Genomic DNA, 17,581 nt, shown 5'->3' on the forward strand with positions numbered 1-17,581 from the left:
CCCGATTGGGCGAGGGTTTACGCGGATTTTGCTAAACTAATCAGGTACGTGGCAAGGTCACTCCCCGCTGCCCTTGGTATTTACCACCCCGATCCCTATAGGACACATCACACACTTCATCACCACCAAAAAACAGCATCTGCGCCACGCCTTCGTTGGCATAAATCACCGCAGGTAGGGGTGTGGTGTTGGAAAACTCCAGGGTGACGTGCCCTTCCCATTCAGGTTCCAGTGGCGTGACGTTCACAATGATGCCACAACGGGCGTAGGTGCTTTTGCCCAGACACACCACCAGCACATCACGCGGAATACGGAAATACTCTACAGTACGCGCCAGCGCAAAGGAGTTAGGCGGAATAATGCAGCGGTTGCCCTTCACTTCTACAAAACTTTTATCATCAAAGTTTTTTGGATCAACAATGCTGGAGTTGATGTTGGTGAAGATCTTGAATTCATCCGAACAACGTACATCGTAACCATAACTGGATGTACCGTAAGAAATGATCTTGTGGCCATCCGCTTCACGCACCTGACCGGCCTCAAAAGGCTCAATCATTGCTTTTTCCTGCGACAGGCGGCGTATCCAGTGATCCGATTTGATGCTCATGCAGCGTCCTCAGAATTCAGGTCAAAAATCAGGGTTCAGAACTCAGCTCACAAAACCGGCCTAGTTTAACAGATCAAAGGTGTTAAAATCTTCTGCTCCGATGGCCGCAGTGGCTTGTGATTCATTCAACAGAGACCTGTCCAACGATGAAAATCGTCAGTTTCAACATTAACAGCCTACGGGCCCGCCTGCACCAGCTCGAAGCACTGATCAACAAACACCAGCCCGATGTGATTGCACTGCAGGAAACCAAGGTTAACGACCCGGACTTTCCACTGGAGGCTGTGGAATCCCTGGGTTATCACGTCGATTTTCACGGCCAGAAAACCCACTACGGTGTTGCTACCCTATCCAAAGTAGCACCAACAAAGGTGCAGAAGGGTTTTCTCACCGATGATGAAACCACCCAGCGCCGTCTGATCCTGACTGAACACACCTGCTCTGATGGTCAGCCGTTAATTCTGATCAACGGTTATTTTCCGCAGGGTGAAAGCATCAAACACGAAATAAAATTCCCGGCCAAACGCCGCTTTTATGCCGACCTGCAACAACTGCTGGAAACCAGCTACAGCCCGGATCAGCGGGTACTGGTGGTGGGTGACTTCAACATCTCCACCACCGATCTAGATATCGGCATTGGTGAAGCCAACCGTGTACGCTGGTTAAAAACCGGCAAAACCAGCTTCCAGCCGGAAGAACGCGAGTGGATGCAGCGCCTGCTAGACTGGGGACTGATCGACAACTACCGCCAGCAAAACCCCGAAAGCACCGAGTTTTACAGCTGGTTTGATTACCGCAGCAAGGGCTTTGAAGACCAGCCCAAACGCGGGCTGCGCATTGACCTGCTGCTAGCCAGCAAGGCGCTGGCACCCTTGTGTGTGGATACCGGCATCGACTATGACATTCGTGGTATGGATAAACCTTCGGATCATGCCCCGGTGTGGAGCCGTTTCCAGTTCTAATGCTAAATCTGCCCCGGACTGGGTATCCTGCTGGCAACAGCTGGATGCCTGGCGGCATTAACGAGGCCAAGAACCAGGGGCGTAATCGCGTTATGACCAAAATGTAAGTTTCCTAGCCTTTCTACAGGCGGGGGGAGCCGCTATAAGGCTACTTAACCCTGCCGCTTGGCGAGTGCTTTGTTGATGGCAGTGACGATGTGTTGGCTTTTGAAGGGTTTGAGGATGTAGCCATCTGCACCGGTGCGTACTGCCTGTTGTACCGTGCTGGTGTCGCTGTTGGCGGTGACCATAATAACAATGATGTCTTTGCTGATGGTTTTGATGCTAGCCAAGGCATCGAGTCCGCTGACTTCTGGCATGGTGATATCCAGACACACCACGTCAGGCTTGTAGAGGTTGGTTTTGTCGATGGCTTCCTGGCCATTTTTTGCCTGTGCCACCACTTCATAACCCACATCAGTCAGCAGCTCCTTAAGCAGTTCGCGCATCATGGGTTCATCATCAACAATCAGGACGCGAAGTGGCTTGGTGTTTGACATGGTGTTGCCTCAGGAGACGGGTCTTGGTGCGAAGGTCAGAATGCTGTATTTTTACCATAACTGACGCTTAAAGACCAGTCGGACGGTGAGTTGGGAAGGGGCTTGCCTTCATGGATCATCCGTGCAGCGGTGATCCAGCCAGCATGACCCACCACCAGCCGAGGCTGCCCTGAATGAGTGTTTAGCCAGTTTTTGACCCGTGCAAACAGCTGTTGCAGGTTTTCTCCGCCACCGGGTGCAAAGTCGGCAAAGTGGTTACACCAGTGATCCATTTCTGCCCGGTCAATTTTATCCCAGGGCAGACCGTCCCAGTGTCCGAAGTTGAACTCGATTAACTCTGGATCAACATGCAGTGTCCAGCCTTGTTTTGCCAGAGTTTCACCGACCCGGCGTGAGCGTTGTAATGGACTGACATGAATGACACGCGGTAATTGCTGTGCTTTTGCAGTACGTTGAATGCGATCTGCCAATCTGCGAATACGGCGTGGATCAACCGGCAGATCGGTATGTCCAAGGCAGATACCCAGTGCATTGATGGGTTTGGGATGTCGCCAGATTGTCAGAGCCATAAAGCAGCCGCTCCCGTATAAAATGCCAGTTCAGTGAGCTGTTGGGTGGCCCCTAAGCCATCACCGGTAAAACCGCCGAGTTTTTGGTGCAGCAACCGAGCCATGTAGTAACAAGCCAGTAGCATCAGCCCAAACGGCAATAACCAGAAATACACTGGCCATTGCAGCAGCCAGAATCCCAACAAGAGAACGGGCAACAGCGTGAACAGGGCAAAAGTGGCCTGTTGACCACCAAGTTGCTGCGCCAGGGGTTTGGCTTTGGCGTGTTCAACTTCCCCGCCATAAACCATAAAATTCAGCAAAATGATGCTTAAAAAACGTGAAAATCCATGTGCCAGCAGTAGAGCAATCAACGCCCACAGCAGTGGCAGGCTAGCCAGTAATGCAATTTTTAACGCCAGAGCCAGCAGCAGTCCGAGGGTGCCATAGGTGCCCAAGCGGGAATCCTTCATGATTTCCAGCGAGCGTTCGCGGGTGAAACCACCACCCAGGCCATCACAGGTATCGGCCAGTCCATCTTCGTGGAATGCTCCGGTCAGGCGAATGCTGAAAGCGGTGCTGCCGATGGCGGCGACCCAAGGATTAAACAGCCAGAACAGCAGCGCAAAAACGCCGGCTGTCAGGCCGCCCACCACTAACCCGACTAGCGGAAAATAACGGGCACTCTGTTGCAGCCATTCTGGTTGATAGTGCGACAGGACTGGCACGGGCAGGCGGGTCAGAAACTGGGTTGCCACCAGCAACAAACGCAGTTCATGGCCGAGAAGCTGCAAGATTTTCATGCGTTTTGTCCGCTGACTCCGGCATCTGCAAAACTAGCCATTTCGTTCAGAAAAGCCAGCGCTGATTCCAGCAACGGGTAGGCCAGCGCAGCCCCAGTGCCTTCACCCAGACGCAGGTTTAAATCCAGCAACGGACGTGCACCCAGCAGTTTTAACAGCTGCTGATGCCCCGGCTCGACCGAGTTGTGGCTGAATACAGCAAAGTTTTTTACGCCCGGTTGCAGGTGTTCAGCAACCAGCAGGGCACTGCAGGCAATAAAACCATCCATCAGCAGGATGCGCCGTTCACTGGCGGCTTGCAGCAGTGCACCGGTCATCATGGCAATTTCCAGTCCGCCCAGTGTTGCCAGAATTTCCAGCGGGTTTTTGAGCTGGCGGTGTTTGTGCAGCACCTGGCTGAGCACCAGATGTTTATGCTCCAGCCCGGCATCATCCAAGCCGGTACCACGCCCGATACACTGATCCAACGGCAGTTTGCCGAGTTTGCTGAGCAGCAGGCTGGCTGCGGAGGTGTTGCCAATGCCCATTTCACCCACAATCAGCAGGTTACCCGGTGCTTCTCGCACCAGTGCCATGCCACAGATTACCGCTTGCAAGCATTCTTCGGCATTCATCGCGGCAGTGTGCAGGCTGTTGCGGGTGCCACGCATCACTTTTAACGCCAGCAGTTGTGGGTGAGGTTCAAGGTCTCCATCGACACCGGCATCCACCACTTTCAAATCCAGCCCATGCTGACGTGCAAACACATTAATAGCGGCACCACCAGAAAGAAAATTCAGCACCATCTGGCGGGTCACTTCTTTGGGAAAAGCTGAAATGCCTTCTGCTGTGAGGCCATGATCAGCGGCAAATACCCGAATCTGGGGTTTGATGATGTGTGGTGTAGTGGTGTTGAGGATCAAGCCGAGTTGCAGTGCCAGGGATTCCAGCTGACCCAGTGAACCAGCCGGTTTGGTTTTCTGGTCGATGCAGTCCTGCAGCTGTTGCTGCAGAGCTGGGTTGTGGCATTGCGGCAGGCTGGGCAATTCAAGTCGATGGCGAGCTGTAAACATGGTGTTGTCCGATTGTTGAGTGGGGAAAAAACAGGGTTTGACCGTCCACTTCTGTGGTGATCAGAGGTTGCTGGTAGAGTTTTTCCAGTGCTGGGCGCACCAGCATGGTGTTTTTTTCTCCCCAGCAGGCTTGGCCGTCTGGGTAAAGCAGAAAAATATGGCTGCAAAAACGGGCGGCCAGGTTTAGATCATGCAGCGCCATGATGGCACTTTTACCCTGCTGGACTTCGTTATGGATCAACTCCAGTACACTCATCTGATGATGCAGATCAAGATGGTTGGTGGGTTCATCCAGCAGCAGCAGTCTTGGGTTCTGGGTTAAAAGTGTAGCCAGTGCCAGACGCTGACGCTCACCACCGGACAGAGTCTGGATATTGCGGTTTTCCAGCTCCAGCAACCCCATGCGTTGTAATGCCTGGCGAGCCAGTTCAAGGTCAGCCGGACGTTCGTTCTGCCAGAGCTGCAGGTGCGGGTGTCGACCCATCAGGACGGTTTCTTGTACGGTGGCAGGAAACTCATCCTGCTGCTGCTGGAACAGCACCCCCAGTACTTTTGCCCGCTCTTGTGCGGTGTGGCTTTTTAAAGGCTGATTTTGCAGATAAATCTGCCCGCTGCGAGGCAGTTTTAATCCGGCCAGAGTTAATAACAAGGTGGTTTTGCCAGCCCCGTTGGGACCAAGAATCCCCCAGCATTCTCCACTTTGAATCGACCAGTCCAGTGGCCAGCCATCCTTACGACCGGGAATGTTGATTACCAGTTGTTCGGTGCTGAGCAATTGAGGGTTGAGCAGAGCAGCAGTCATGCGCTTTTATTCCGGTAGAGCAGCAGCAGAAAAACCGGCACACCCAGCAGAGCGGTGATCACACCCACGGGTAGTTGCTGGGGGGCGATGATGATCCGTGCCAGAGTATCTGCCAATACCAGCAGGCAACCACCAGCCAGCGCACTGGCAGGCAGCAGGATGCGTTGATCAAAACCGAAGATCATCCGCATCAGGTGCGGCACAATCAAGCCAACAAATCCGATACTGCCGGCCACCGTGACTGCAATGGCGGTGAGTAATGAGGCCAGTCCGTAAATCAGCCATTCCATGCGCTGTACCGAAACACCCAGTGCAGCGGCCTGCAAACTACCCCGAGCCAGCACATTCAGGGTGCGTCCCAGGGGCAACAGCAGCATCAGAATCAACACCAGTGCCAGCCAGGGTAATAATGGGCTGCGGGCGTGAGACATATCACCCATTAACCAGTAAAGCATTCCCGGTAACTCATGGGCGGGGCTGACGGCCAGTAAAAAACTGATCATGGCACCCCAGCCTGCTGCGATCACCACACCAGTTAAAAGCAGGCGAGTGGGTGTCCAGCTGCCGCTACCGTGCGCCAGACCAAACACCAGCAGGGTGGAAAACAGTGCGCCAACAAAAGCGGCGCTGGATACCCATAACAGGCTGAGTCCCGCCAGCATGGTGAGTAAAGCCGCCACTGCCGCACCACCGGACAAACCCAGCACATAAGGGTCTGCCAGCGGATTACGCAGCAATACCTGCATTAAGGCACCAGCCACGGCCAGCAGACCTCCAGTAGCAAAAGCCGCCAGCACACGCGGCAAGCGTAACTCTAGAATCAGCATCTGGTGCAGGGGTGAGCCTTGCCCTGACAGCACCCCCCAGATTTCTGTTGGAGCGACCTGCACACTGCCCAGCATCAAACCCAGCAGCAGGGATACCAGTGAGAAGACCAGCAGTAACAGCAGGTGAGGCAGTCTTTGGCTGATCATTGCTGCCACTTGTTATTCTGATTCGACATCAAACTGCACTATCTGCCGCTGTTCTTTGGAAAACTCCAACCCAATCAAATGAATAGGCTGGCCTGATGCGCGGTATTTATCTGCATAACCCTTGTCGATCAACTGCTGTAAGGCCTTGCCTTCTGGAACCTGCTCCACCACTTTAAATTCAAACAAAAATACTCGCCCAGCAAACTGCACCGTCATATCAATGCGGCCTTTGTTGGTAATGTCTTCCAGGCGAATATCCAACCCCAGCGCTGCAAAAAAGCTGTAAAACACGCTGGCATAGTAGCCTTCATAGTTAGCAATGGGGTTGCTGCGTTGCCAGTCGTAAGGAATGCTGGCAAACAGCGATTTAAGCAGCGGTTGCAAACCGGCCACATCACCTTTGGTCAACAGCCGGTACAGCTTGCCAGTAAACTGGTGCGGCAGTGATGGATTGCCCATCAGCATCTCTAACAAAACACCATTCAAGCTGGCTTGTACTTCCTTGTTGGGGTATTTCAGGGTGTATTCAGTCAGTGCACCCATACGAAAGCTTTCGCCAATGGTGAGGTAGCCGGTCTGAAACATCAGCGCTTCGGTGGGCATGTCGTCCACATCAAAGCGCGAGATCAGGGTTTCCATGGTGACCAGCTGAGACAGTTCTGGGGTGAAGGTTTGGCGTTTCTGTAACAGGTCGATCAGAAAGGTAGGAGTGCCGGTTTCAAACCAGAAGGCACGGAACTCGCGCTTCTGGAACAGCAGCAGCAAGTCAAAGGGATTATAAACCGACTCACCCAGCCAGTTATAGCCGTTGTACCACTCTCGCACCTGATTCCGATCCAGCCCTTCAAGTTCGGGTGCAAACACTTGATCTAAATCGGCATCGGTGTAACCGCAGATGGCGGAATAACGGGCATCCAGGGTGATGTCGTTCAGGTTGTTCAAACCAGAAAACAAGCTGACTTTGCTGAATTTGGATACGCCGGTGAGAAAGACAAAACGCAGCAGTGCATCTTGTCCTTTAATGACCGAGTAAAAGTTACGCAGCTCATCTCGGATCGCTCTGGCTTGATCGGAGTGGGTCAGATTGTCCAGTATAGGTTTATCGTACTCGTCAATCAGGATGACGACTTTTTGTCCAGTCTGCTGGTGGCATTGGCGGATTAATTCGATGAAACGTCCAACAATCGAGTCGGTTTTGTAGCTCAATCTGTTAGTTTTTGCCTCATCATCCAGAATCTCCAGAATACGATTTTGCAGTGCTGCAACAGAGTGAAGCACCCCCTCAGCAAAGCTGATGCGTATGACTGGATGTTTTTTTGACCAATCCCATTCTTCCTCTGCGGCCAATCCCTTAAAGAGTGGCTCGTTACCTTCAAAGAGCTCTTTTAAAGTATCCAGAAACAGGCTTTTACCAAAACGGCGCGGGCGGGAGAGAAAATAGTATTTGCCTTCCTGTGCCAGCTGGCAGGCAATGGCGGTTTTATCGACATAGTAATACCCTCCTTCGCGCATTTCACGGAAGGTCTGAATCCCGATGGGAAGTTTTTGTCGAAGTTTTTGCTGAGTTGCCATACTGTGCCTCGCAGAGTGATCCATGCCGCCTTTCATTTTGAGCCATCAGGCTCAACATCGCCAGCAATGGCCGTGTTAACTCTGAACTGCCTGTTGCAGCTCGGTCAGCTCGATCCCTTTCTCCTGCATGAGCTGAATTAGCTGCTGGATGTCTTCCTGGTGCTTTTGCTCCAAAGCGACTTTTGAATCCTCGATCAGTAATGCTAGATGATTCTTTGGCAGCGTTTTGAGTAGGCGAATACGCTTGGGGCCTTTTTCTTTCATTAAATCGGCCAGCACAAAAGGGGACGAAACCGAACCGACTGCCTCCTCGTCCAGGCTGGCTGCTTTTTTGTTTTCTACTGCTGCGTTGGCTTGCTCTATCACCGCTTGCTCTATCACCGCTTGTGCTGGAAGTCTTGGCTCAGGAGTTGCTTGCTCTGAATCCTGGTTGGGCCGCTGCTTGCTGATGTGCTGTTTAAGCTGTTCGTGATAATAGGCCGGCGTCGGCAACATAAAATCCAAGTGCTCCATCACCTGGTCCTTGCCTTTTTTTATTGCCGCCTTGGTAAAGTAGTCCGTGTCCTTTTTGTTTTTCATCGCTTTAGCGAACTCACTTTCAACAAAATCAGCGCGAAACTGTGCAATCTGGGCGGCATCGGGCGTTTCTTGCTCAAAAAACATGTTGTACTCCCTGTCTTTAATGCGATCAAAGTTCATTCGAATCGATTTAATAATCGTTTGTGCCATCCGCTGAATCTGCACCTCCTGGCCGGGTTCTTGCCCTGGCTGCAAGGTGCTCGGTGGACTTTCTATCACGTCAGTCGCAGTTCTGGTCTCCAACTCCTGCTGCTCAAGCCTGTGCAGCTCGGCTTTCACATCACCGATAAAATTCAACAGACTTTTATAATCGGAGGGTGTCGAACCAGTATGAAAAACTCGCTCAACGCCCTGTATCTTGACCTGTAAATGATTACTGCCCGTTTTTTCATACAAAAAAGGCCGATCACCCAGCAGCCGGGTTAAATCCTTAATCGCGTTTTTTTGATAGGTGCTGAACTTCTTTAAATGGTGTGGCATGGGATCGTCCTGATAGGTAAGGTGATGGAGGTTGGCGAGGCGCTGATGCGCGCTTTGATCGGTTCCATCTTTGGGATTTTGATCCAGTTTTCACCTGCACTTACGCTCGTACAGTGGTCAATAGACTGCTTGCCGTGCTTTCTTTTGAATTTTTGGTAACGAGCAGGCTGCTTGGGATCAAGGAAGTTGTTGAACGCCTTATCAAGATTGATGCAGGCTTGCTGCAATGCAATCGAGTCGAAATTCTCAAGCCAATGGTACTTGCGAGATTTCGATGAACTGTTATTCATACAAATCAATTTATCAGCATTCAGTGTGACCAGCAATACTAGACATCTGTCGATGCAGGGCAATTGGGCTTAATTCTGCTTGCAAAATACGTTGCTTTACTGTAGTAAAAAGGCACCTCAACTCTTCCGGTGCTCCCTCGTGTCTATCCCCCTATCAGAAAACACCACCAAAACCTCTATTTTTAAACACTTTTCCAGCATTAAAGACCCACGCGTCAATCGCCAGAAAAAACATCAATTTGAAGATAAGCAAATCAGTTTTTGTTAGTCAGCAGCAGGTTGCGGGGGGCTTCGGCCAGTGAACGGAAGGTGACCCGCACACCCTGCTCATCCACCCAGGCAGTGATCAGGCGTGCAGGCACCAGATCAAAATAGACATTGCGCACCTGCACCATGGACATGGATTCCAGTTGCAGTTCTTCATCCGGCATTTCTTCCAGACTGACATCTTGCGGCAACACCAGTGAGTGTTTAAAGCTCTCGGCTAGCACCCAGAAAGGAATCCCTGAATCTTTTGCTGCCAGCGCCAGCAGATGACTACCACTTTTGCTGATTAGTGAGCCATCCCGCAGCAGACTGTCTGCACCCACAATCACCTTGTCAGCTTGCACTACAAACTGTGCCATCTGAGCTTCGGTGATGAACTGGGTGGGTATACTGAGTTTGTTCAGCAATCTTGCCAATTTACGGCCTTCCATACCGGGTCTGGATTCGGTGATGATTGCCTGAATTTTAATACCAGTCTGAAAACAGGCATTAAACAAAGCCACCACATTGGAGCTGACACTGTGGGTCATGATGGTCATACCCGATGACAACTCTTGCAGACAGGCCTGGATGGCTTCTGACTGAGCTTGCTGCAGCTCTTCGATGATCTCTTCGGCATGGGCTGCAGCACACCCTCTGGCACGATCCAGCTGCTCCGGTAGTTCGGGCAGAGTGTTTTGCCAGTAGTTCAGCAGGTTAGCCACCACCACCCGGCTGGGTCGCGCCTGACTCAGCTGCTGCACCAGATCCTGCAGCTCCACCAGCAATCCGGCAGTATCTTCAACCACACAACATTCAGCGTAATCTATGATGTCTTCCAGGGCTTTATGTGCCAGCACGGAAGCTCCGCTGTTGAGGTCATCCTTGACGGCTCTGAGCCTTCTTGCTTTAAAATCAGCATTGTCTTTAGCGTAAATCAAACCGACATCCTCGTTATTTCCCTGTTGTATCCGCATCCCGCTGCTGACGTAACTCTCTGGCAGCTGTCAGCGATCGACTCGCCAGATGCTCCAGAATACTCCAGTCTTTACGCAGCACCAACTCTTTGGGCAACATCCAGCTGCCACCCAGCGCCACCACACCGGGCAAGGCAAACCACTGCGCCATACTGGATTCATCAATACCACCAGTTGGCACAAAGTCCAGCTCTGGCAAGGGTGCTCGTATGGCTCGCAGCCAGGAGGGTCCACCTAAAGCCATCGCAGGGAAGAGCTTGACCTGCCGATAACCCATCAGGCTGGCCTGCATGGCCTCACCCGGTGTTGCTACCCCCGGCAATAAACGTATCCCCATGGCTTTTGCCTGCTCACACAAAGCAGGGCACCAGCCGGGAGTCACTGCCAGGGTGATACCAATTTCTTGTAAGCGTTTTAACTGATCCGGGTGGCGCACACTCCCCGCTACCAAAGCCAGATCAGAAGACCTGAGGCGTTCGAGCACCGACCAGGCACCCTCTTCTCTCAAGGTGACTTCCAGCACACCATAACCAGCTTGCAGCAGAATATTGGCAAGTTGTTCTGCTGCATCGGGGACAACCGAAGCCCAGACCGGAATCAAGGGTTGTTCTGCCAGCAGTGATGCCCAGTCAAAAGGGGAGACATGAGACATGGCGAACTCCTTATACAGAGGGGTGATGGATTCAGTCCAGCTTCATGAACTGACTGACCTGCTGGTAAAAACCTTCTGCCTGCTCGGCATGTAACCAGTGTCCGGCATCCAGGCTTTGCAGTTGCAGTTGTGGGAAAGCCCGTTTGAATTCCGGCAGCATAAAGTCCTGAACGTAATCCGAACGACTGCCCTTAATAGCCAGTGTAGCACCTTCAAAAACCCGGTTTTCAGCCATGGCTGGTGGTGCATCAATAATGGCCTGATAGTCACGGGCAATTTCTTCAATGGCCACACGCAGGCACAAACCTGTTTCAGTTCGCACCAGATTGGTCAGCAGAAACAGGCGGGTCTGCACATCATCCACAAACTCGGCCAGTTGATGATCAGCCTCGCGGCGCTCATGCCAGGGCTCTTTGGCCTTCAGGGTTCTAAGCCCCTGAATAATCGCTGAGTGGGTATGCTCATAACCTACTGGAGCAATATCAGCAACAATGAGTTTTTCTACACGGGAGGGATAACGCAGGGCAAATTCCATCGCCAGTTTGCCACCCATGGAATGTCCAAGCAGACTGACCTTATCCAGGTCTTCGCTGTCCATCCAGTAGAGCAGGTCTTCAGCCTGAGCGGTGTAGTTCATGCCTTCACAGTGGAAACTGCGACCGTGATTACGCAGATCCAGGCTCCACACCGAAAAATCATCACTCCAGCGGCGTGCCAGTCCCCGCCAGTTATCCGCACTGCCAAACAAACCGTGCATCACCACCAGAGGCTGCCCCTGCCCATTGCGCTGATGTGCAAGAATACTCATGAAAGACTCCTCAAATCGGAAAAACTTTCAGGGATTATGCCAACAACCTAGGGGCAAAGGCTAATGAAAAAGCGGTTTTCACCACCAAAGCATCAGATTTGCTCGTGATTCCAGCGACCGCCCACTTTTAACAGGCGATGTTGTAAAAAGCCCCTGCAGCTGGACTGCAAGGGCCTTGTCCTACTGTACCGAGATAATATCTAACCTTAACTGACCAGACCCTGCCCTTTCATGGCCTGTTCAATCTCAACCAGGCTGGCTGGATCATCAATGGTGGATGGCACTTGATACTCTTTGCCATCCGCAATGCTGCGCAGGATTTTACGCAGGATTTTACCGGAGCGGGTTTTGGGCAGGCGATCCACGACCAGAGTCTGGCGGTAGCAGGCAATCGCACCAATTTCTTTGCGAACCATCGCAGCCAGTTCAGCTTCCAGTGTTGCCGCATCACCCGTCCAGCCATCTTTGGTGATGACCAGACCAACAGGCAACTGGCCTTTTAACTCATCTGCCACACCAATAACGGCACATTCGGCCACACTGGGGTGAGAGGCCACAATTTCTTCCATCTCACCAGTGGACAGACGGTGCCCGGCCACGTTGATCACGTCATCAGTACGACCCATGATGAACAGGTAACCCTCTTCATCAAACTTGCCACCATCACCGGTCAGGTAATAACCGGGATAAGCCGCCATGTAGGAGCTGTCATAACGCTTGTGGTCACCCCAGACAGTGGTCAGACATCCGGGTGGCATCGGCAACTTGATGCAAACACTGCCTTCTTCTTCCGCTGGTGCCTGGTTACCGTGGCTGTCCAGAATCTGCACATCAAAACCGGGGGTAGGGAAGGTAGCAGAGCCAGCCTTGGGTTGTGCTGGATCCAGACCCATCATATTGCCGGCAATGGCCCAGCCGGTTTCGGTTTGCCACCAATGGTCAATCACCGGTACCGGCAACATTTCGTTCAACCAGTGATAGGTGGGTGGATCTAAGCGCTCACCGGCCAGAAACAGGGTTTTCATGCTGCTGATATCGTAGTGTGCCAGCAGTTTTCCTTCTGGATCTTCTTTTTTGACGGCACGGAAAGCCGTCGGAGCTGTGAAGAACGCCTTGATTTTGTATTCATCAATTAAACGCCAGAAAGCACCGGCATCCGGGGTTTTCACCGGCTTGCCTTCATAAACAATGGTGGTACAACCGGCCAGCAGCGGGGCATAAACGATGTAAGAGTGACCCACAACCCAGCCTACATCGGAGGCGGCCATGAAGACTTCACCGGGATCCACGCCATAAACAGTTTTCATGCTGTATTTGAGTGCCACAGCATGACCACCGTTATCCCGCACTACACCCTTGGGTTTACCAGTGGTGCCGGAGGTATAAAGGATATACAGCGGGTCAGTGGCCTTAACCGGTACCGGATCAGCCGGTTCGGCATCTTTCATCAGGCTTTCCCACTCCACATCACGACCAGCAATCAGCTCACAGATCTGCTGTGGGCGCTGCAGGATCACACAATGGGACGGTTTGTGACTGGCCTGGCTGATGGCATCATCCAGCAGGCCTTTGTATGCAATCACCTTGCTGACTTCGATACCGCAAGAAGCCGATACAATCACCTTGGGTGTGGCATCATCAATACGCACCGCCAGTTCGTGCGGGGCAAAACCACCAAACACCACGGAATGTACAGCACCCAGACGGGCACAGGCATACATGGCAATCAGAGCTTCCGGCACCATGGGCATATAAATAACCACACGATCACCCTTCTCCACACCCAGCTTGCGCAGACCACCGGCAAATTTTGCCACCTGATCCCGCATCTGACGATAAGTCAGCTTTGATTTGGTGTTGGTCACGGGTGAGTCAAAAATCACCGCAGTCTGGTCAGCACGACCATTTTCAACGTGGTAGTCCAGTGCACAGTAACTGGTGTTTAACTCACCATCCACAAACCAACGCCAGGCGCCCTGCTCATCCTTACCCAGAATCTGGGTTGGTTTTTTATACCAGGGCAGTTGTTCCGCCTGCTCACGCCAGAAATCTTCCGGCTGGTTGATGGAACGCTCAAATTCAGCTTTATAGGTCATCGCAGCACGCCTCTGTGGGTCTTATTGTCCGGTCTTCACTTGATTTTTGTTACGAGTGTCGACACTTTTGCAAATTCTCAGTGCCAACTCTAAAGCAAGATGGGCATCTTGAAACTAATACAAAAGGCGCAAAGACTGCAAAACCTAATGCAGCAGCAGCTCCGCATAGCAACGCAATAAAGAATCAAAGCTACGGATTGCTGACAATTTACCCTGAATCAACACGCTGACCACTGCAATGAGGGGGAGAGCAAAAAAATCGGGAGGTGCCAACAAGCGCATAAAAAAAGGTAATATACGCAGAATGATAAAAAACTTGGATACTTCACTATCATGGCAACAGCACCCGAGCAAACCTCAACAGATCAGCTTTTGATTGAAGATCTACGCAAGAATGCCAAGCAGGCCACCAATCTGTTAAAAGCACTGGCCAATGAAAACCGCCTAATGATTCTCTGTTACCTGGATGGGCAGGAGTTATCGGTCAGTGAGCTGAACAGCCACCTGGATTTAAGTCAGTCTGCTCTCTCTCAGCATCTTTCCGTGTTACGGCGGGATAATCTGGTGAAAACCCGTCGCGAGTCACAAACCATCTTTTATTCGCTGAATGGTGAAGAAGCCAAAAACGTCATTCGCACCCTGCACAGCATGTACTGCGCGACCTGATCAGCGCCGGGTAAAACTGGTTTGCAACCTTGGCCATCAGGCCAGCAAACGCTTTTCCAGTGCCCGGCTGGTTTGACCGGCCAGTTTTTCAGCTAGGGGACTTGATTAAAACATACGTTTGAAATAAGCTTCAGTCATCCAATGCAAAACAAGAGGACAACGCCATGGCTGATATTAACGCAATTATCGAAGGCTTGAAGGACAGGTTCAATGCTGATGCCGCTGCAGGCATGGACGATGTTTTTCAGTTCAGCATCGAAGACAGTGACAACTACTATGTTGCCATCAAGGACGGTCAGTGTGAAATTGCCCAGGGTGATCACGATGATCCTTCCGTGACTCTGGTGATGAACAAAGAAACCTTAAAAGGTGTGCTGACCGGTGAAGAAGACGGCATGCAGGCTTTTATGTCCGGTAAGCTACGTGCAGAAGGTGACATGATGCTGGCCACCAAGCTAACCGCACTGTTCCCGGTTTAAGTTCGGGTTCAGCTACTGCACCACGATCTAGCATTCCAGTTGTTTTTGTTCCCTCTTCGGCAGCCCCTCTAGGCTGCCCTTTTTCTGTAAAAAATTAACACAGAGCAAGCTGACCTTCTGCATGGAATTGGACAAGTGCATTATTCCAAAGGATAATGACGGAGTACTTACACTTGTTAACGCATTGAAACAGGGGCTTCTGTTGATCCGCTACCTCACCCAAAAACTGCGTTCTCTGCGCAGCTTCATATTTCTGGCGGTGTTTTTCAGCTCCCTGATTGTTTTTATTGGTGTTTCCGGCATTTCATCCCTGCTGTATGAGAACCTGATGGCGGATCAGACTCAGCATCTTGCTGAACAACTGGCCGAACAACAACCCGAGCCAGCAATACAGCTGGATTTACCCAGCGTCACCAGTGAAGTACGGATTACCTACATCCTTACTTTTATCTTTTTTTCCTGTTTTTTTCTGCTGGCAGCAGTGGTTTTTTCCCACTTCGCCATCCGTCGCATTAACCAGTCGCTGGAGATGTTCAATAACCAGATCCGCCATATTCAGTCCAGCAGTGACTTAAAACGCTTTAATCCAGGTGAACTGAACTTTGTTTTTAACGAACTGAACCAGGCTTTTGCCAGTGTTAACAGCCTGGCCAGACAACTGGAAGCAGTACTGGTGGATAAAAGTGCGCTGGAGGTCAAGGCCGACCTTTTGAGCAAGCTGATCATCAATAACTCCGAGATGCACGACTGGAATGCCTATGTGAGGGAAGTGTTTGCTGATATCAGCCAGGTGCTGCCTTTTGATTATGTCACCGTGGTTTTTGCAGAAGAGCAGCAAGTGGAATTAAACACCTTCTGGCTGAAAGAGCCGGATCAGCAGACCGAAAAAAAGGCCATGGATTTGCTGGATAAACATCTGAAGCTGCATCAGTCCAAAGCCATGGAGAATCTACCACCCCGGCTGTGCCACTACCTGCTACCCGGCAGCTCGGTGACCGACATTCAACCGGATGATCAACACCTGGCGCAGTTACTGCTGCAAAAGCCCCAGGTCGGCGGCATTCTGGGGTTGTTCATTCATTCAACGGTGATGGATGACCCCAATCTACGACCGTGCATGGACAGCATCCTGATCGTATTACTGAACCTGCTGGGCGCCTCTCGTGCCATCAGCGGTTACACCCAGCAGCTGGTGCAGGCCATCAGCCAGTCGGATCAGGAAAACGCCATGGCCGCTGATATTCTTTATGGGCACATGCTGGTAAAAAATGCCGATCGGCTGCCCGGTATTAATCATCAGATACGCTCCTCCAACCGTTTTAGTGGTGACATTGTACTGATCAAGCGTTCACCCTCCGGCAGCATCTTTATACTGCTGGCTGATGCCACCGGGCATGGTCTGTCTGCCACCATCACTATCATGCCTGTGATCACAGTATTTGAAGCCATGGTACAAAAAGGGCATCAGCTGCCTTTTATTCTCAGTGAGATGAATAAACGCCTGTTAAAAGACCTGCCGGATGACCGTTTTGTTGCCGCCATCCTGATCGAAGTTGATCCGATCCGCGGCGAAATCAGTATCTGGAATGGCGCCATGCCACCGGCACTCTGGATCAATAATAAGGGTAAAGTCACCCATGAATCCCGCTCCAGAAACATGGCACTGGGTATTCTGGATGAAGCTCTGTTTGATGGCACACCGGAACGTCACCCACTACCGGAATCTGGTTACCTGCTAAGCTGCAGTGATGGCCTGCTGGAACAGACCGACAGCAAAGGACACCTGTTTGGTATGGAGCAAGTGCTGAGGTATTTATCTGAATTGACAGCACAAGAGTGTATACCGGAGCTGATTCGTCGTGTGGAGTCTCACGCCGGACAGCCTGATCCTGACGATGATGCATCACTGTGCCAGATAGACTTTACCCAGCTTGAACGCCACGCAAATCAGGAAACACCTCTGGAGCTCCTGCGTAAAGGGCTGACTTCACCCTTTGAGTGGCAAATGAAAATCTACGGAGAGCAGCTGACTCGACAAGCCCTACCTACCCTCTGCCATGAGTTTATGCAAACTCTGGGACTGGACATGCAGTTACGCCGCCGGGTATTTGCCATCACCCATGAACTCACACAAAAGATGCTGGATCTGAACCTGTTAAAACTGCCGGTTGATCCGCTGCAAATGCCAACCACCAATCATCGCCTGAGTGATTATTATCAGATGAAACGCCAGGCGCTGGAGCAGCTCAACAAGGATATGTACCTGCAATTAAGCCTGCGTGCCATCATGCAGGAACCTGCACCCTACCTGGTGATTGAAGTCAGTGATAATGCTACAGGTGTCAGTCGACTGACCGAACAGGATAACCTTCGCGCCCTGATCACCCTGTCTGATCAACTGGAGTGCCTGCAGCAAGGTCATCATATAAGAGTTCGACTGGGCTGAGTT

General features: G+C 51.6%; 18 protein-coding genes. 4 read left to right on the plus strand and 14 right to left on the minus strand.

Features of this window, described 5'->3' with window-relative positions:
• Positions 1 to 40 precede the first annotated feature (40 nt).
• Positions 41 to 607 carry a dCTP deaminase gene (gene dcd / locus IBX50_RS02440; RefSeq protein ID WP_292253028.1) on the minus strand — a complete coding sequence of 189 codons (567 nt, stop codon included), beginning with the start codon at positions 605 to 607 and terminating at the stop codon, positions 41 to 43.
• 146 nt (positions 608 to 753) lie between these two features.
• On the opposite strand from dcd, the gene xthA reads away from it, so the two are divergent.
• A complete protein-coding gene (gene xthA / locus IBX50_RS02445; protein ID WP_292253029.1) occupies positions 754 to 1,569 on the plus strand; it encodes an exodeoxyribonuclease III in 816 nt (271 codons plus the stop codon).
• Between the two features lie 152 nt (positions 1,570 to 1,721).
• Here the strand turns inward: xthA and IBX50_RS02450 are convergent, their stop codons facing one another.
• The 13 genes from IBX50_RS02450 to IBX50_RS02510 all read right to left on the minus strand — a co-directional run bounded on the left by IBX50_RS02450 (position 1,722) and on the right by IBX50_RS02510 (position 13,987).
• A complete protein-coding gene (locus IBX50_RS02450) occupies positions 1,722 to 2,108 on the minus strand; it encodes a response regulator (RefSeq protein WP_292253030.1) in 387 nt (128 codons plus the stop codon).
• Positions 2,109 to 2,143: 35 nt separating this feature from the next.
• Entirely contained in the window at positions 2,144 to 2,677 is a 534-nt protein-coding gene (locus IBX50_RS02455) for a histidine phosphatase family protein (RefSeq protein WP_292253032.1), read from the minus strand.
• Positions 2,668 to 3,459, minus strand: coding sequence for an adenosylcobinamide-GDP ribazoletransferase (locus IBX50_RS02460; RefSeq protein WP_292253034.1), 792 nt, complete (start codon positions 3,457 to 3,459; stop codon positions 2,668 to 2,670). The genes IBX50_RS02455 and IBX50_RS02460 overlap by 10 nt, the downstream gene beginning before the upstream one ends.
• Positions 3,456 to 4,511, minus strand: coding sequence for a nicotinate-nucleotide--dimethylbenzimidazole phosphoribosyltransferase (cobT, locus tag IBX50_RS02465; RefSeq protein WP_292253035.1), 1,056 nt, complete (start codon positions 4,509 to 4,511; stop codon positions 3,456 to 3,458). The genes IBX50_RS02460 and cobT overlap by 4 nt, the downstream gene beginning before the upstream one ends.
• A complete protein-coding gene (locus IBX50_RS02470) occupies positions 4,486 to 5,313 on the minus strand; it encodes an ABC transporter ATP-binding protein (protein WP_292253037.1) in 828 nt (275 codons plus the stop codon). Before IBX50_RS02470 ends, cobT begins: the two co-directional genes overlap by 26 nt.
• Complete coding sequence (locus IBX50_RS02475) at positions 5,310 to 6,287, minus strand: iron ABC transporter permease (protein ID WP_292253038.1); 978 nt, start codon at positions 6,285 to 6,287, stop codon at positions 5,310 to 5,312. The genes IBX50_RS02470 and IBX50_RS02475 overlap by 4 nt, the downstream gene beginning before the upstream one ends.
• A gap of 12 nt (positions 6,288 to 6,299) precedes the next feature.
• Positions 6,300 to 7,859 (minus strand): ATP-binding protein, encoded by a 1,560-nt coding sequence (locus IBX50_RS02480; protein ID WP_292253039.1) that lies wholly within the window; start codon positions 7,857 to 7,859, stop codon positions 6,300 to 6,302.
• Between the two features lie 75 nt (positions 7,860 to 7,934).
• Positions 7,935 to 8,834: a hypothetical protein gene (locus IBX50_RS02485; protein WP_292253040.1), complete on the minus strand. Its 900-nt coding sequence runs from the start codon at positions 8,832 to 8,834 to the stop codon at positions 7,935 to 7,937.
• 68 nt (positions 8,835 to 8,902) lie between these two features.
• On the minus strand, positions 8,903 to 9,244 hold the full coding sequence (locus IBX50_RS02490) for a hypothetical protein (RefSeq protein ID WP_292253042.1): 342 nt from the start codon (positions 9,242 to 9,244) through the stop codon (positions 8,903 to 8,905).
• A 218-nt stretch (positions 9,245 to 9,462) separates the two neighbouring features.
• On the minus strand, positions 9,463 to 10,431 hold the full coding sequence (locus IBX50_RS02495; protein ID WP_292253044.1) for a hypothetical protein: 969 nt from the start codon (positions 10,429 to 10,431) through the stop codon (positions 9,463 to 9,465).
• The gene (locus IBX50_RS02500) at positions 10,409 to 11,083 is read right to left on the minus strand and encodes a bifunctional 4-hydroxy-2-oxoglutarate aldolase/2-dehydro-3-deoxy-phosphogluconate aldolase (RefSeq protein ID WP_292253045.1); all 675 of its coding nucleotides are present in this window, start codon (positions 11,081 to 11,083) and stop codon (positions 10,409 to 10,411) included. Before IBX50_RS02500 ends, IBX50_RS02495 begins: the two co-directional genes overlap by 23 nt.
• A 31-nt stretch (positions 11,084 to 11,114) precedes the next feature.
• Positions 11,115 to 11,891, minus strand: a complete 777-nt coding sequence (locus IBX50_RS02505) for an alpha/beta fold hydrolase (protein WP_292253047.1) — start codon at positions 11,889 to 11,891, stop codon at positions 11,115 to 11,117.
• 206 nt (positions 11,892 to 12,097) lie between these two features.
• Positions 12,098 to 13,987 (minus strand): propionyl-CoA synthetase, encoded by a 1,890-nt coding sequence (locus IBX50_RS02510; protein ID WP_292253049.1) that lies wholly within the window; start codon positions 13,985 to 13,987, stop codon positions 12,098 to 12,100.
• A gap of 333 nt (positions 13,988 to 14,320) precedes the next feature.
• Here IBX50_RS02510 and IBX50_RS02515 point away from each other — a divergent pair, with 333 nt between their 5' ends.
• From IBX50_RS02515 to IBX50_RS02525, 3 genes are all read left to right on the plus strand, one after another.
• Complete coding sequence (locus IBX50_RS02515) at positions 14,321 to 14,653, plus strand: metalloregulator ArsR/SmtB family transcription factor (RefSeq protein ID WP_292253051.1); 333 nt, start codon at positions 14,321 to 14,323, stop codon at positions 14,651 to 14,653.
• A 164-nt stretch (positions 14,654 to 14,817) separates the two neighbouring features.
• Positions 14,818 to 15,132 carry an SCP2 sterol-binding domain-containing protein gene (locus IBX50_RS02520; protein WP_292253053.1) on the plus strand — a complete coding sequence of 105 codons (315 nt, stop codon included), beginning with the start codon at positions 14,818 to 14,820 and terminating at the stop codon, positions 15,130 to 15,132.
• A gap of 202 nt (positions 15,133 to 15,334) precedes the next feature.
• Positions 15,335 to 17,578, plus strand: coding sequence for a PP2C family protein-serine/threonine phosphatase (locus IBX50_RS02525; RefSeq protein WP_292253055.1), 2,244 nt, complete (start codon positions 15,335 to 15,337; stop codon positions 17,576 to 17,578).
• Positions 17,579 to 17,581: the final 3 nt, after the last annotated feature.

The organism is Marinospirillum sp. (assembly GCF_014859565.1).